14 protein-coding genes and 1 pseudogene are annotated in these 14,200 nt (G+C 59.8%); 11 read left to right on the forward strand and 4 right to left on the reverse strand.

Annotated elements, in window-relative coordinates; translation table 11 throughout:
* Positions 1-96, forward strand: a pseudogene (locus tag KGB03_RS00245) (IS110 family transposase); the annotation flags it as partial.
* A 190-nt stretch (positions 97-286) separates the two neighbouring features.
* On the opposite strand, the gene rapA reads toward KGB03_RS00245, so the two are convergent.
* Complete coding sequence (rapA, locus tag KGB03_RS00250) at positions 287-3,133, reverse strand: RNA polymerase-associated protein RapA (protein ID WP_192406524.1); 2,847 nt, start codon at positions 3,131-3,133, stop codon at positions 287-289.
* Between the two features lie 218 nt (positions 3,134-3,351).
* On the opposite strand from rapA, the gene KGB03_RS00255 reads away from it, so the two are divergent.
* The 3 genes from KGB03_RS00255 (at position 3,352) to ccoM (ending at position 4,213) form a co-directional block, all read left to right on the forward strand.
* Complete coding sequence (locus tag KGB03_RS00255; protein WP_223525839.1) at positions 3,352-3,693, forward strand: aspartate-semialdehyde dehydrogenase; 342 nt, start codon at positions 3,352-3,354, stop codon at positions 3,691-3,693.
* A 100-nt stretch (positions 3,694-3,793) separates the two neighbouring features.
* Positions 3,794-3,955: a hypothetical protein gene (locus KGB03_RS00260; protein ID WP_095128014.1), complete on the forward strand. Its 162-nt coding sequence runs from the start codon at positions 3,794-3,796 to the stop codon at positions 3,953-3,955.
* 144 nt (positions 3,956-4,099) lie between these two features.
* Positions 4,100-4,213, forward strand: a complete 114-nt coding sequence (gene ccoM, locus KGB03_RS31155) for a cytochrome c oxidase subunit CcoM (protein WP_010462558.1) — start codon at positions 4,100-4,102, stop codon at positions 4,211-4,213.
* A 270-nt stretch (positions 4,214-4,483) separates the two neighbouring features.
* On the opposite strand, the gene KGB03_RS00270 is transcribed toward ccoM, so the two are convergent.
* From KGB03_RS00270 to KGB03_RS00280, 3 genes are all read right to left on the reverse strand, one after another.
* Positions 4,484-5,959, reverse strand: coding sequence for an inorganic phosphate transporter (locus tag KGB03_RS00270; RefSeq protein WP_111450929.1), 1,476 nt, complete (start codon positions 5,957-5,959; stop codon positions 4,484-4,486).
* Positions 5,960-6,335: 376 nt separating this feature from the next.
* Positions 6,336-6,536 (reverse strand): hypothetical protein, encoded by a 201-nt coding sequence (locus KGB03_RS00275; RefSeq protein WP_007935837.1) that lies wholly within the window; start codon positions 6,534-6,536, stop codon positions 6,336-6,338.
* Positions 6,533-6,712 carry a hypothetical protein gene (locus tag KGB03_RS00280; protein WP_218536345.1) on the reverse strand — a complete coding sequence of 60 codons (180 nt, stop codon included), beginning with the start codon at positions 6,710-6,712 and terminating at the stop codon, positions 6,533-6,535. Before KGB03_RS00280 ends, KGB03_RS00275 begins: the two co-directional genes overlap by 4 nt.
* 503 nt (positions 6,713-7,215) lie before the next feature.
* Here KGB03_RS00280 and pcaR point away from each other — a divergent pair.
* From pcaR to pcaG, 7 genes are all read left to right on the forward strand, one after another.
* On the forward strand, positions 7,216-8,058 hold the full coding sequence (gene pcaR, locus KGB03_RS00285) for a pca regulon transcriptional regulator PcaR (protein WP_008147316.1): 843 nt from the start codon (positions 7,216-7,218) through the stop codon (positions 8,056-8,058).
* A gap of 288 nt (positions 8,059-8,346) precedes the next feature.
* Positions 8,347-9,693 carry an MFS transporter gene (locus tag KGB03_RS00290; protein ID WP_111450928.1) on the forward strand — a complete coding sequence of 449 codons (1,347 nt, stop codon included), beginning with the start codon at positions 8,347-8,349 and terminating at the stop codon, positions 9,691-9,693.
* Positions 9,694-9,962: 269 nt separating this feature from the next.
* Positions 9,963-10,820: a CoA transferase subunit A gene (locus KGB03_RS00295; RefSeq protein ID WP_059407998.1), complete on the forward strand. Its 858-nt coding sequence runs from the start codon at positions 9,963-9,965 to the stop codon at positions 10,818-10,820.
* Positions 10,820-11,599 (forward strand): CoA-transferase subunit beta, encoded by a 780-nt coding sequence (locus KGB03_RS00300; RefSeq protein ID WP_008147324.1) that lies wholly within the window; start codon positions 10,820-10,822, stop codon positions 11,597-11,599. Before KGB03_RS00295 ends, KGB03_RS00300 begins: the two co-directional genes overlap by 1 nt.
* A complete protein-coding gene (gene pcaF, locus KGB03_RS00305; RefSeq protein ID WP_223525840.1) occupies positions 11,596-12,801 on the forward strand; it encodes a 3-oxoadipyl-CoA thiolase in 1,206 nt (401 codons plus the stop codon). Before KGB03_RS00300 ends, pcaF begins: the two co-directional genes overlap by 4 nt.
* Positions 12,802-12,838: 37 nt before the next feature.
* On the forward strand, positions 12,839-13,543 hold the full coding sequence (gene pcaH, locus KGB03_RS00310) for a protocatechuate 3,4-dioxygenase subunit beta (RefSeq protein ID WP_111450926.1): 705 nt from the start codon (positions 12,839-12,841) through the stop codon (positions 13,541-13,543).
* A gap of 1 nt (position 13,544) precedes the next feature.
* Positions 13,545-14,111, forward strand: coding sequence for a protocatechuate 3,4-dioxygenase subunit alpha (gene pcaG, locus KGB03_RS00315; protein ID WP_223525841.1), 567 nt, complete (start codon positions 13,545-13,547; stop codon positions 14,109-14,111).
* Positions 14,112-14,200: the final 89 nt, after the last annotated feature.

Consider the following 14,200-nt stretch of genomic DNA (forward strand, 5'->3'; position numbering starts at 1 on the left):
ACCACTCAGGCGCTGGTGATGCTGGCTCGCAAGCTTGCTCGGGTGGTATTCGCCTTGCTGAAAGGGCAAAGCGAATATCAGCCAAAAGCCAGTTGAGGGCTTTCCCTCAACCATAGAATCTCCCACAGGTGATTAATGGTGTTCATAAAATAGTGTGGCCACATCAGATCCCCTGTGGGAGCGAGCCTGCTCGCGATGAGGCCATCAGCAACACCACAACAATCAAGCAGAAAAAAGGCCCGCATCGCTGCGGGCCTTCTTTTTATAGCGGGGTGGAGCAGGGGATTTAGCCCGCCACCAACACCCGAATCGCTTCCAGCCGCAGCGCAGCCTTGTCGAGCATGGCCAGGCCTTGCTCGCGTTGCTTGCGCAGGGCAACCAGTTCGCTGTCGCGCACGGTCGGGTTGACCGCTTGCAACGCGGTCAGGCGCGCCAATTCTTCGTCGGTGTCGGCGGCCAGGCGACGCTGCGCCTCAGCCACGCGCTCGGCGTGACGCGGGAAGATCTTCTCTTCACCGGCGTTGATCCGTGGCGTCAGCTGATCGCGCTGGGCCTGGATGAACTTGTTGGCGCTGGCACGCGGCACGCTTTCCAGCTGATCGTTAAGGGTTTCGAACGACACACGGGCCGACAGGTCGTTGCCATTGGCATCGAGCAGGCAGCGCAGGGCGGCCGGCGGCAGGTAACGGCCCAGTTGCAGCGAGCGCGGGGCAACCACTTCGCTGACGTAGAGCAATTCCAGCAACACGGTGCCGGGCTTCAGCGCCTTGTTCTTGATCAGCGCCACGGCGGTGTTGCCCATGGAACCGGACAAGACCAGGTCCATGCCGCCCTGAACCATCGGGTGTTCCCAGGTAATGAACTGCATGTCTTCGCGAGACAGCGCCTGGTTGCGGTCGTAAGTGATGGTCACGCCTTCGTCGTCGCCCAGCGGGAAGCTGGCGTCGAGCATTTTTTCGCTCGGCTTGAGGATCAGCGCGTTTTCCGAATGGTCTTCGCTGTCGATGCCGAAGGCGTCGAACAACGTTTCCATGTAGATCGGCAGGGCGAACTGGTCGTCTTGCTCAAGGATGTCCTCGACCAGTGCATCACCTTCGCCAGCGCCGCCGGAATTGAGTTCCAGCAAGCGGTCACGGCCGGTATGCAGCTCGGCTTCCATGCGTTCGCGCTCGGCGCGGGCTTCGTCGATCAGCGCTTGCCACTCGCCGTCGTCGGCATTTTCCAGCAGCGGCAGCAGGCGCGGGCCGAACTGATGCTGCAGGGCGTTGCCGGTCGGGCAGGTGTTGAGGAACGCGTTCAGCGCTTCGTGGTACCACTGGAACAGGCGCTGTTGCGGGCTGGTTTCCAGGTACGGCACGTGCAGTTCGATGATGTGCTTCTGGCCGATCCGGTCCAGACGACCGATACGCTGCTCCAGCAGGTCCGGGTGCGAGGGCAGATCGAACAGCACCAAGTGGTGCGAGAACTGGAAGTTACGACCTTCACTACCGATTTCCGAGCAGATCAGCACTTGTGCGCCAAATTCTTCGTCGGCGAAGTAGGCGGCGGCGCGGTCACGCTCGAGGATGTTCATGCCTTCGTGGAAGACCGTGGCCGGGATGCCGGAGCGCACGCGCAGGGCGTCTTCCAGATCCATGGCGGTTTCGGCGTGGGCGCAGATCACCAGCACTTTGGTGCGCTTGAGCATCTTCAGCGTGTCGATCAGCCACTCGACGCGCGGGTCGAATTTCCACCAGCGTTCTTCTTCGTTGGCGTCCGGCTGGGCCTGGAAGCTGACTTCCGGGTACAGCTCGGCGTGATCACCCAATGGCAATTCGAGGTATTCGTCGGGGCATGGCAGCGGGTACGGATGCAGTTTGCGCTCCGGGAAACCCTGCACGGCGGCGCGGGTGTTGCGGAACAGCACGCGGCCGGTGCCGTGTCGGTCGAGCAGTTCGCGGACCAGACGGGCGCTGGCTTCGGTGTCGCCATCGTTGACGGCGGTCAGCAGCGCTTCGCCTTCGTTGCCGAGGAAACCGTGAATGGTCTTGTGTGCTTCAGGCGACAGGCGCCCCTTATCCAGCAGCTCCTGGACGGCTTCGGCCACCGGGCGATAGTTTTCGCTTTCGGCGCGGAAGGCGTGCAGGTCATGGAAACGGTTCGGATCGAGCAGGCGCAGACGCGCAAAGTGGCTGTCCTGACCCAGTTGTTCCGGGGTTGCGGTCAGCAGCAAAACGCCGGGAATGACTTCGGCCAGTTGTTCAACCAGCGAGTATTCCGGGCTGGCCTTGTCTTCATGCCACACCAAGTGGTGCGCTTCGTCGACGACCATCAGGTCCCAACCGGCGGCGAACAGCGCGTCCTGGGCCTTCTCGTCTTCCACCAGCCACTCGAGTGCAACCAGCGCGAGCTGGGTGTCTTCGAACGGGTTGGCGGCATCGCTTTCGATAAAGCGTTCTTCGTCGAACAGCGCGACTTGCAGGTTGAAGCGGCGGCGCATCTCGACCAGCCACTGGTGCTGAAGGTTCTCCGGAACCAGGATCAGCACGCGGTTGGCGCGGCCCGAGAGCAGTTGGCGATGGATCACCAGACCGGCTTCGATGGTTTTACCCAGACCCACTTCGTCCGCCAGCAGAACCCGCGGCGCAATGCGGTCGGCGACTTCACGGGCGATGTGCAGCTGGTGCGCGATCGGTTGCGCACGCACGCCACCGAGGCCCCAAAGCGCGGACTGCAATTGGCGGCTGGTGTGTTCCAGGGTGTTGTATCGCAGGGAGAACCAGGCCAGCGGGTCGATCTGCCCGGCGAACAAGCGATCGCTGGCCAGACGGAACTGAATGAAGTTCGACAGTTGGGTTTCCGGCAGGGTAACCACTTCGTTGTGCCCGTTGAGGCCGTGGTAAACCAGCAGGCCGTCGATGTCGTCGACTTCCTGTACGGTCAGTTTCCAGCCTTCGAAGTGAGTGATCGAGTCACCCGGCGAAAACCGCACGCGGGTGAGGGGCGCATTCCGTAGCGCGTACTGGCGAGTCTCGCCAGTGGCCGGGTAGAGCACGGTCAACAAGCGGCCGTCCTGTGCCAGAACGGTGCCTAAACCCAGCTCGGCTTCGCTGTCACTGATCCAGCGTTGCCCCGGTTGATACTGCTGCGCCATGCTGCCTGACTCCCACCTTGAAAAAGCGGGCTATCTTAACGGAATGAGGGCTTCAGGGCCAAAGGACTCTCATAAAAACTCGCAGTCTTACGTTAGTCCAATGATGCAGCGCTTGCAGGTCGGGGCACCTATTCGTGCCAAAAGGGTCACAGTTTGCGACCGATGGCTCAAGTCGGCATCCCCGCAGCCGACAGCCTGCTGACAGGAGACCAATAATTATGCTGCTACCGATGCTCCCCTTGAGTGCCGTGCCAATCACCTCACAGCAGGATCCGATTCGCCAGCGGCCGGATATTCCGCCCGTGGTGCCGGTGCAGGAAAGCTCCAACGAAAGCACCATCGACCTGCAGCAGCGCGATCCGGAAGAGGCGGCGTTTCAGCTGCGCGAGGAACAGCGCCGCAAGCAGGAGCAGCAAAGGCGCCGCCGTGAAGCAGATGAAGATCCTGAAGAACACCTGGCGATTCCCGGTGACGAGCTCAACGCCGACAAAACCGTGCCCGTGGCGCCATTGATGGAAGATCAGCCACGGCAGGGTTTGTGGGTCGATATCCAGATTTGAACCCATGGCTGGTCAGCGCTGCCATCAGACCGCATTATTGGCACATCCTTGCCTGCACACGCGGCCACTGAATTTCACTCCAAGCGATGCACTGAGCACCATGAGCCAAGACGACAAGCTGATCGACCTCAACGCCGAACGCGCCAAGCGGGTTCATGACCTTAATGAAAAGCGCCTGAACGAAGTGCGCCAGGCATTCGAGCACGCCATGCCGTTGGGTAAAGCGAAGAAAAAGCCGAAGAACAAACCGAAAAAGCGTTGAAACACCCTGTATCGATTGATGCAGGTCAGTTATTTCCCCTCCTTTACGCCCAGTCTCGGGCGACATTGATCCCGGTCAATTTCTTCTCCTGCCTGATTGGTTAACTTAGCTCCATCGCAACAAGGCAAGCGCAGGAGGCCAGTCATGTTTTTCGACAACGTGGTGATCGCCGGAGTGCTGACAGTCGGCCTCATGGTTCTGTTTTTTGCAGGGTTTGGATTTTTTATCTGGAAAGATTCGCACAAGCGCAAACCGTAGGTCTTTCTGGAAGCAATGAGCACGCAAGGCATTTTGGGCAACTTCGGTTGCCCTTTTTTTTGCGTCTGAAAATCTATCCAAATACGCCGACCCATTGTAGGAGCCGAGCTTGCTCGCGATGGGGCCATAACATTCAACATCCATTTTGCCTGTAAGGCCGCTATCGCGAGCAAGCTCGGCTCCTACAGGTTTTGTGGTGTTTTGAGTTTCCGGTGGGCAATAAAAAGGCGCGAACCTCACGGAACGCGCCTTTTTCGTTGCAGCGATGTATCAGCTACCCAGTGCCTTCGACGCCAGCCAGAACAGGCCGGCCGACAGGGCCACTGTGGCTGGCAGGGTCAGGATCCAGGCCAGCAGGATGGTTTTGACGGTGCCACCCTGGAGGCCGCTTTTATTGGCGACCATGGTGCCGGCCACGCCCGAGGACAGGACGTGGGTGGTGGAAACCGGCAGGCTGAAGATGTTGGCCAGGCCGATCATGCCCGCGGTGGTGATCTGTGCAGACATGCCTTGAGCGTAGGTCATGCCTTGCTTGCCGATCTTCTCGCCGATGGTCAGAACCACACGCTTCCAGCCAACCATGGTACCCAGGCCGAGTGCCAGAGCGACCGCCAGAATCACCCAGAACGGGGCATATTCGGTGGTGGTGGTCAGGTCTTTGCGTAACTTGTCCAGGTCAGCCTTTTCACGGGCAGCGAGACCAGGAAGCTTGCTGACTTTCTTCGCCGTGTCGTCCAGGCAGAGCAGGTAGCGACGCACTTCGATGCGGCTTTCCGCCGGCAGCGAGTGGTAGTCCGCTACACCTTTAAGGGTGCCGAGCAGGGCGGTGATGGTCGGTTCGGTCTGTTGCGGATTGCAACGGAATTTCTCCGGCAGGTCGCCTTCCACGCTTTTGCCCAAGGCCAGGAATTCACCCAGCGTATCGGCATTGCGCTTGTAGAACTGGCTCAGGTGCAGGGTCGCGTCGCGAGTCCGTTCGATCTGGTAGGTTGTGCTGCCCAGGTCGAGTACGAACTGCGCCGGCACGATACCGATCAGCACCAGCATGATCAGGCCGATACCTTTCTGGCCATCGTTGGAACCGTGCACGAAGCTCACGGCCATGGCCGAGATCACCAGTACCAGACGGTTCCAGAACGGTGGGTGCTTCTTGTCATCGAGCTTGCGGCGCTGGTCCGGTGTCTTGTGCATCTTCGACAGCGGACGCCACCATTTCAGTCCGATGAGGACCAAAGCGGCAACGAGGAAACCGGCCATTGGCGAGAACACCAGGGACGCACCGATATCGATCGCTTTCTGCCAGTTCACGCCATCAGCCAACGGAATATCGTTGATCAAGGCGTTGGCAAGGCCGACACCGAGGATCGACCCGATCAGCGTATGGGAGCTGGAAGCCGGGATACCGAAGTACCAGGTGCCCAGGTTCCAGGTGATAGCAGCGGCGAGCAACGAGAACACCATGGCCAGCCCGTGACCGGTGTTCACATTGATCAGCAGCTCTACCGGCAGCAGGTGGACGATGGCATACGCCACGCCGACACCGCCCAGCAGCACGCCAAGGAAGTTGAACACACCGGAAAAAAACACCGCCAGATGGGGCGGCATGGCTTTGGTGTAGATAACAGTGGCCACCGCGTTAGCGGTGTCATGAAAGCCGTTGATGAACTCGAAGGCGAGGACAAAGGCCAGGGCGAGCAAGAGGCTCACAAGCACCCAAGCATCTAGTCCGCTGAATAAATCGATCATGAAGGTTTTCTGACCCGGTCGTAAGGGGGCGCGATTATGCCAGAAAAGACTGCTAATCAATGCACTTGCTGCTCATCGGTAACATTCTTCAACGAATTAATTTTCGGCAACGGCCCAAGCCCCAGGTTTTTACTGGGTTTTGTAAGTCATTGAATTTCTTTGAAAAGGCCGCAGGCACAAGGCGTTCTCTCGTAGGAGCAAGAGGTTTTAACGCTTGTGTGAAATATCTGAAAAGAGGGCCAGAGATGCGCCATTTACCTCATCCGGTGGGTGAGGTGGCCGCTGCCCGCTGGTAGCGGGCGCGAAAGGCATCATCGATACATCCCGTTTTTAACGGGCGCAGACGCAGACCCTTGAAAGGATTCAGGCCGAGGGCTTATGGCTCTTCGGCTTTGAGTTCCTTTTCCATTTTCTGCAATTCTTGAGTGAAAGCCTGATCCTGAACGGTGGCGCGTTTACGCCAGGGTTTGCGTTCCGGTTCGGGCTGAGCGGCGTAGGTGGTGACTTCCCCGCCGTAAACTTCCTTGTAACGTTGTTCCTGGCGCTCAAGTTCCGCGCGCAGTTCGTCTTTCGTCACAGTGCTACCTGATTGAGTTGAGATAAATTCTGGTGAAACGACTGCATCAAATGTATTTGACCACGCTCGTCGAATGGAACAAGGCCCGTAAAGGCATCATTTTTTACGGCGTTGCGATCAATTACTTCCATGTTGCAGGCGGCCACGGCACCAGAGATAAACAGCTGACGTAGCATCAGTTTCCTGTTTCAGCGAACACCTTGGCGAAGCATATGAAATGAGTGTCAGGCGTTTGCTGCGGGTAACGGCGATGGAACATCGCGCTACCGGGCGGCGGAATCGGCAATTAAAAACCGGTCGCCACTGAATTTCATTATAGCGGTCGATTCGAAGAACACTATCGCCAAAGAGTTAAAAGTGGGTCTTGATGTGTGATTGTTTTGTTACTCGCAACTTTATACGGCTAATAGGTGGTTCTGCGGCACGACGTTACAGTGATGCCTTTCTGACGCCATGAAGTCGAACAAGTTAGGACATTACATCGAACCTTCTAGTTTGCGTCAGAGCCAGTGTAAAAAACTGGTGCAGGCAAGCCCGTTCAATAAAATCGAATCGGCGGGTCCGATTGCGATTATCGGTCGATGGTTCGATAATCGCACGGTGTTGGCTGGCCGGGGTTGTGCGAGGGACCGGCTGCCGCTTGTAATAGCCGCTGAACCGTGTGGGAAAAGGACCTTTTATGAACGATCAAATGCGCAATTCCTTCGCTTCAGTGGCGCCGCCGATCGTTGCCTCGCCCGCCAAGCGGATCCAGGCACTGACCGGCGACCCGGATTTCATGACGTCCTTGGCCCGAGGCCTGGCTGTGGTGCAGGCGTTCCAGGAACGCAAACGTCACCTCACCATCGCCCAGATCAGTCATCGCACGGAAATCCCCCGCGCCGCTGTGCGACGTTGCCTGCACACGCTGATCAAACTCGGCTACGCCACCACCGACGGCCGAACCTATTCGCTGTTGCCAAAAGTACTGACGCTTGGCCATGCCTATGTGTCCTCGACGCCGCTGGCGGTTTCCGCTCAGCCCTACCTGGACCGCATGAGCGAGCAACTTCATGAAGCTTGCAACATGGCCACTCTGGAAGGCGATGACATCTTGTACATTGCGCGTTCGGCCACCACCCAGCGACTGATTTCCGTCGACCTGTCGGTCGGTGGACGTCTGCCCGCCTATTGCACGTCGATGGGGCGGATTCTTCTCGCAGCGCTGGACGATACGTCACTGCGCGAGTACCTCGACCATGCCGAGCTGCAAGCCAAGACCAGCCGAACCCTGCACACCCCCGAGGCGTTGCTCGAATGCCTGCAAGAGGTGCGGCAGCAAGGCTGGTGCATCGTCGATCAGGAACTGGAACAAGGTCTGCGCTCGATTGCCGTTCCGGTGTACGACGCTTCCGGCCAAGTGGTGGCGGCGCTAAACGTCAGTACCCACGCCGGCCGAGTCAGCCGCAACGAGCTGGAACAACGTTTCCTGCCTGGCCTTCTGAGCGCGAGTCGCGACCTCAGCGCGCAACTCTTCGCCTAAGCTGTTCGATAAACGCACAGAGTCGCGTTTATCGAATTGACGCTCTTTCCCTTGGATCATTAATGTCGCGGCAGCGTCATCCGGCGCTGCTGTTCTCGCTCCATTGCCGGGCGACGACCCCAATAATAATGAGAAGAGGCACCTCCCATGCGTACGTTTCCCGACTGTCGCTGTTCCCATCGGTTCCCCTGCCGGAACCGCATCGTCTGATTCCGACCCCTTTTCTTGTGACAGCGTCAGCCGCGGCTGACACCTGTTCGACTGCGTTCTTTGCGTGGAATAAAAATAATGAACCAGCCCCAGTCTGCTGTAGGAAACTGCCTCGACGTGCAGTCCTTCATCAATGCTCAACCCATTTCGCGCTACCAATGGCGAGTGGTGATCCTGTGTTTCCTGATTGTTTTCCTCGATGGCCTCGACACGGCGGCCATGGGTTTTATCGCGCCCGCCCTGTCTCAGGATTGGGGCATCGACCGCGCCAGTCTCGGCCCGGTGATGAGCGCGGCGCTGATCGGCATGGTCTTCGGTGCACTGGGTTCTGGCCCATTGGCTGACCGCTTCGGGCGAAAAATCGTACTGGTGGGCGCGGTGCTGTTGTTCGGCGCGTTCAGCCTGGCTTCGGCTTACAGCACCAACGTCGATCAGTTGCTGGTGCTGCGATTCCTCACCGGCCTGGGCCTTGGTGCCGGTATGCCGAACGCCACGACGCTGCTGTCCGAGTACACCCCGGAGCGCAAGAAGTCCCTGCTGGTGACCAGCATGTTCTGCGGCTTCAACCTCGGCATGGCGGGCGGCGGTTTCATTTCCGCCAAACTGATTCCGGCCTTTGGCTGGCACAGTCTGCTGATGATCGGCGGGATTTTGCCGCTGATCCTCGCCGTCGTATTGCTGTTCTGGCTGCCGGAATCGGCACGCTACCTCGTCGTCCGCAATCGCGGCACTGACAAAGTGCGCAAGACCCTGGCGCCCATCGATCCAACCGTCGTCGCCCAGGCTTCCAGCTTCAGCGTGCCGGAACAGAAAACCGTGAAGGCCCGCAATGTGTTCGCGGTGATCTTCTCCGGCACATACAGCACCGGCACTTTGTTGCTGTGGCTGACCTATTTCATGGGGTTGGTGATCGTTTATCTGCTGACCAGTTGGCTGCCGACGCTGATGCGTGACAGTGGCGCGAGCATGGAGCAGGCGGCATTCATCGGCGCGTTGTTCCAGTTTGGCGGGGTGTTGAGCGCGGTGGGCGTGGGCTGGGCGATGGACCGGTTCAATCCGCACAAGGTTATCGGCATTTTCTATCTATTCGCCGGGGTGTTTGCCTACGCGGTAGGGCAGAGCCTGGGCAACATCACGCTATTGGCGACGTTGGTGCTCGTGGCCGGGATGTGCGTCAACGGCGCGCAATCGGCGATGCCTTCTCTGGCGGCGCGGTTTTATCCGACGCAGGGGCGGGCGACCGGGGTGTCGTGGATGCTCGGGATTGGCCGCTTTGGCGCGATTCTCGGCGCATGGATGGGCGCAACGCTGCTGGGGCTGGGCTGGAACTTTGAACAAGTGCTGACAGCGCTGGTGATTCCAGCGGCATTGGCGACCACGGCGGTGGTGATCAAGGGCATGGTCAGCCATGCGGATGCGACTTGAGGACAGGCTTCTGATTTTTCGTTGAGCCTGCGACCCTCATCGCGAGCAGGCTCGCTCCCACAGGGGAACGCGGTCAACTGTGGGAGTGAGCCTGCTCGCGATGCTTTTAAGGATCGATAGGTAGGCAACAATGTGTTCGATAAACGAACACTCAGTCGATTATCGGATTGTTTGGCGTTTTTCAGGGGCTTACTCTTCAGTCATTCCGGCGCTGCGCATCGCGCCTTTTTCTTCCACTGTCGGTTCATAACAAAACGGGAGCCTGCCCCATGGCTGAAATCCTTTCGCTGCACGACGCGGTGAAGCAATTCGTTAACGACGGCGATACCGTCGCGCTCGAAGGCTTCACTCACCTGATCCCTACGGCGGCGGGTCACGAAATCATTCGTCAGGGCAAGAAAGACCTGACCCTGGTGCGGATGACGCCTGACCTGATCTACGACCAGTTGATCGGCGCCGGTTGTGCTCGCAAGCTGATTTTCTCCTGGGGCGGAAACCCGGGCGTCGGTTCGCTGCATCGCCTGCGTGACGCCGTCGAGAAGCAGTGGCCCCACGCGTTGGAAATCGAAGAACACAGCCACGCCGACCTGGCCAATGCCTACGTCGCTGGCGCTTCCGGCCTACCGTTCGCGGTGCTGCGTGCCTACGCCGGCTCCGACCTGCCGAAGGTCAACCCGCTGATCAAAACCGTTACCTGCCCATTCACCGGTGAAGTATTGGCGGCCGTGCCTTCAGTGCGCCCGGACATCACCGTGATTCACGCGCAGAAGGCTGACCGCAAAGGCAACGTGTTGCTGTGGGGCATTCTCGGCGTGCAGAAAGAAGCGGCACTGGCCGCCAAGCGCTGCATCGTTACCGTCGAAGAAATCGTCGATGACCTCAATGCTCCGATGAACTCCTGTGTGCTGCCGACTTGGGCCTTGAGCGCGGTCTGCCACGTCCCTGGCGGCGCGCATCCGTCCTACGCGCACGGCTACAACGAGCGCGATAACCGTTTCTACCAGGCTTGGGACCCGATTGCCCGCGACCGTGACACCTTCACCGCGTGGATCAACGAGTACATCCACGGCTGCGCTGACTTCAGCGAGTTCCAGGCCAAACTGGCCGCTGCTTCGGAGGCCAAGTAATGACTTACACCACCAATGAAATGATGACTGTCGCCGCTGCCCGCCGTCTGAAAAACGGTTCGGTGTGTTTCGTCGGCATCGGCCTGCCGTCGAAAGCCGCCAACCTGGCGCGTCTGACTTCCTCGCCGGATGTAGTCCTTATCTACGAATCGGGTCCGATCGGTGCCAAGCCGAGCGTACTGCCGCTGTCGATCGGTGACGGTGAGCTGGCGGAAACCGCTGACACCGTCGTCCCGACCGGTGAGATTTTTCGCTATTGGTTGCAGGGCGGGCGCATTGACGTCGGTTTCCTCGGCGCCGCACAAGTCGACCGCTTCGGCAACATCAACACCACCGTGGTCGGCGATTACCATCAGCCGAAAGTCCGCCTGCCGGGTGCCGGTGGCGCGCCGGAGATCGCTGGCTCGGCGAAAAGTGTGCTGATCATCCTCAAGCAGTCGGCGCGCTCCTTTGTCGACAAACTCGACTTCATTACCTCGGTCGGCCATGGCGAGGGCGGTGATTCGCGCAAGCGTCTCGGCCTGCCGGGCGCCGGTCCGGTCGGCATCATTACCGACCTGTGCATCATGGAACCGGAAGCCGGCACCCATGAATTCGTGGTCACCGCGCTGCACCCGGGCGTGACCCGCGAGCAAGTGACCGCGGCTACCGGTTGGGCAATTCGCTTCGCTGAGCACGTTGAAAACACCGCCGAGCCGACCGAAGTCGAACTGAAGGCGCTGCGTGATCTGGAAGCCCGCACTGCCGCGGCCCACGGCCAAGCACCGGGAGAAGCATGATGCGTGACGTTTATATCTGCGACGCGATTCGCACCCCCATCGGCCGTTTCGGCGGTGGCCTGTCGGCGGTTCGCGCCGACGACCTGGCCGCCGTGCCGATCAAGGCATTGATGGAGCGCAACCCGTCGGTGGACTGGAACGCAGTGGACGAGGTGTTCCTCGGTTGCGCCAACCAGGCCGGCGAAGACAACCGCAACGTGGCACGCATGGCGTTGTTGCTGGCGGGCCTGCCGGAAACCATTCCGGGCGTGACCCTCAATCGCCTCTGCGCCTCGGGTATGGATGCCATCGGCACTGCCTTCCGCGCCATCGCCAGTGGCGAGATGGAGCTGGCAATTGCTGGCGGCGTCGAGTCGATGTCCCGCGCCCCGTTCGTGATGGGCAAGGCCGATGCGGCGTTCTCGCGCAACATGAAGCTGGAAGACACCACCATCGGCTGGCGTTTCATCAACCCGTTGATGAAAGCCCAATACGGCGTGGATGCGATGCCGCAGACCGCCGACAACGTGGCTGACGATTACGAAATTTCCCGCGAGGATCAGGATGCTTTCGCACTGCGCAGTCAGCAGCGGACAGCCGCCGCGCAAGCCTCAGGATTTTTCGCCGAAGAAATCGTTGAAGTGCGGATTGCCCACAAGAAAGGGGAAAGTGTCGTCAGCCAGGATGAGCATCCTCGCGCCGACACCACCCTGGAAACCCTGGCCAAACTCAAACCGGTCAACGGTCCTGACAAAACCGTCACCGCCGGCAATGCTTCCGGGGTGAACGACGGTGCCGCGGCGTTGATTCTGGCCTCGGCCGATGCCGTGAAAAAGCACGGCTTGACCGCCCGCGCCAAAGTGCTGGGCATGTCGAGCGCCGGTGTCGCACCCCGGGTGATGGGTATTGGCCCGGTGCCGGCGGTGCGCAAATTGACCGAACGTCTCGGCCTGGCTGTCAGCGATTTCGACGTGATCGAACTCAACGAAGCGTTCGCCAGCCAAGGCTTGGCCGTGCTGCGTGAACTGGGGCTGGCGGACGACGCGCCCCAGGTCAATCCGAACGGTGGCGCCATTGCCTTGGGCCATCCGTTGGGCATGAGCGGCGCCCGCCTGGTACTGACCGCGCTGCATCAGCTGGAAAAGACCGGTGGCAAGAAAGGTCTGGCGACCATGTGCGTCGGCGTTGGCCAAGGTCTGGCTTTGGCGATCGAACGGGTCTGACACGCGGCGTAACTAATAAGAACTGAGGAACTGCTCCATGACTGACAAGCCTGGTTACCGCCGCCCGCAAGAGGGCACCCAGCCGGATTACCTGCACCCGGCCTATCAATCCACCAATCGTCGCTCGCCGTCCAAGCCGTTGGTGTTTTTGCCCCATTCGCTGTCGGAAATTACCGGTCCGACCATCGGTGCCGAGCGCATTCAAGCGCAGGACAACGACCTGACTGCCCAGCACAAGGGCGAGCCACTGGGCGAGCGCATCATCATTCACGGCCGCGTGCTGGATGAAGACGGTTTGCCGGTGCCGGGGATTCTGGTGGAGATCTGGCAGGCCAACGCTGCCGGTCGCTACAACCATGATCGCGACCTGCACGATGCACCGCTTGACCCGAATTTCACCGGCACTGGCCGCACCGTGACCGACGCCGATGGCTGGTACCAATTCCAGACCATCAAACCCGGCGCCTATCCGTGGGGCAACCACCACAACGCATGGCGCCCGGCGCACATCCATTTCTCACTGTTCGGGCCGAGTATTCTGACGCGCCTGGTCACGCAGATGTATTTCCCGGGCGATCCGCTGCTGGCGTATGACCCGATCTACAACTGCGTACCGGACACCAGCGCCAAAGAACGTTTGATCGCCAGTTTCGACCTGGAAAAAACCATTCCTTCCTATGCCCTCGGTTATCGCTGGGACATCGTCTTGCGCGGCCGCGAAGCCACGCCGATGGAGAAATAAGATGACGCTGAACGCGACCACATCCCACACCGTCGGGCCGTATTACCACATCGGTTTGACCTGGCTGAACCGCGAAGACCTGACCGTCGAACAAACCCTCGGCGAGCGCGTGGCGATCACCGGGCAAGTCATCGATGGCAACGGCGACATCGTCAACGACGCGATGCTGGAAGTCTGGCAGGCCAACGCCGCCGGCAAGTACGACCACCCTGAAGACGATCAGGACAAACCCCTGGACCCGAACTTCGAAGGGTTTGGCCGGGTGCCGGTGGATGCCGAAGGGCGCTTTCGGTTCACCACGATCAAGCCCGGCACGGTGGAAGGCTTGAACGGTACGACTCAGGCGCCACACTTGGTTGTGCTGGTGTTTGCTCGCGGGTTGGTGAAGCACTTGCTGACGCGGATTTACTTTGACGGCGAACCGGCCAACGTGGCGGATCCGCTGCTGGAATGTGTGCCGGCTGAACGTCGCGGCACCTTGCTGGCGAAGCAGGATGCGTGCGGTGTGTACCAGTGGAATGTGATCCTGCAAGGCACCGACGCCGAGACGGTGTTCTTCGATTATTGAGAACACCGCAAATCCCCTGTGGGAGCGGGCTTGCTCGCGAAGGCGGTGTGTCAGGCAGCATCTGTATTGACTGACATGACGCCTTCGCG

Origin of the sequence: Pseudomonas sp. BF-B-26 (genome assembly GCF_019956495.1) — a bacterium.
Classification (GTDB): domain Bacteria; phylum Pseudomonadota; class Gammaproteobacteria; order Pseudomonadales; family Pseudomonadaceae; genus Aquipseudomonas.

Bases quoted from the DNA above. Each gene is read 5' to 3' on its own strand.
- rapA (WP_192406524.1), bottom strand. From the start codon at position 3,133: ATGGCGCAGCAGTATCAACCGGGGCAACGCTGGATCAGTGACAGCGAA.
- KGB03_RS00255 (WP_223525839.1), top strand. From the start codon at position 3,352: ATGCTGCTACCGATGCTCCCCTTGAGTGCCGTGCCAATCACCTCACAG.
- KGB03_RS00260 (WP_095128014.1), top strand. From the start codon at position 3,794: ATGAGCCAAGACGACAAGCTGATCGACCTCAACGCCGAACGCGCCAAG.
- ccoM (WP_010462558.1), top strand. From the start codon at position 4,100: ATGTTTTTCGACAACGTGGTGATCGCCGGAGTGCTGACAGTCGGCCTC.
- KGB03_RS00270 (WP_111450929.1), bottom strand. From the start codon at position 5,959: ATGATCGATTTATTCAGCGGACTAGATGCTTGGGTGCTTGTGAGCCTC.
- KGB03_RS00280 (WP_218536345.1), bottom strand. From the start codon at position 6,712: ATGCTACGTCAGCTGTTTATCTCTGGTGCCGTGGCCGCCTGCAACATG.
- pcaR (WP_008147316.1), top strand. From the start codon at position 7,216: ATGAACGATCAAATGCGCAATTCCTTCGCTTCAGTGGCGCCGCCGATC.
- KGB03_RS00290 (WP_111450928.1), top strand. From the start codon at position 8,347: ATGAACCAGCCCCAGTCTGCTGTAGGAAACTGCCTCGACGTGCAGTCC.
- KGB03_RS00295 (WP_059407998.1), top strand. From the start codon at position 9,963: ATGGCTGAAATCCTTTCGCTGCACGACGCGGTGAAGCAATTCGTTAAC.
- KGB03_RS00300 (WP_008147324.1), top strand. From the start codon at position 10,820: ATGACTTACACCACCAATGAAATGATGACTGTCGCCGCTGCCCGCCGT.
- pcaF (WP_223525840.1), top strand. From the start codon at position 11,596: ATGATGCGTGACGTTTATATCTGCGACGCGATTCGCACCCCCATCGGC.
- pcaH (WP_111450926.1), top strand. From the start codon at position 12,839: ATGACTGACAAGCCTGGTTACCGCCGCCCGCAAGAGGGCACCCAGCCG.
- pcaG (WP_223525841.1), top strand. From the start codon at position 13,545: ATGACGCTGAACGCGACCACATCCCACACCGTCGGGCCGTATTACCAC.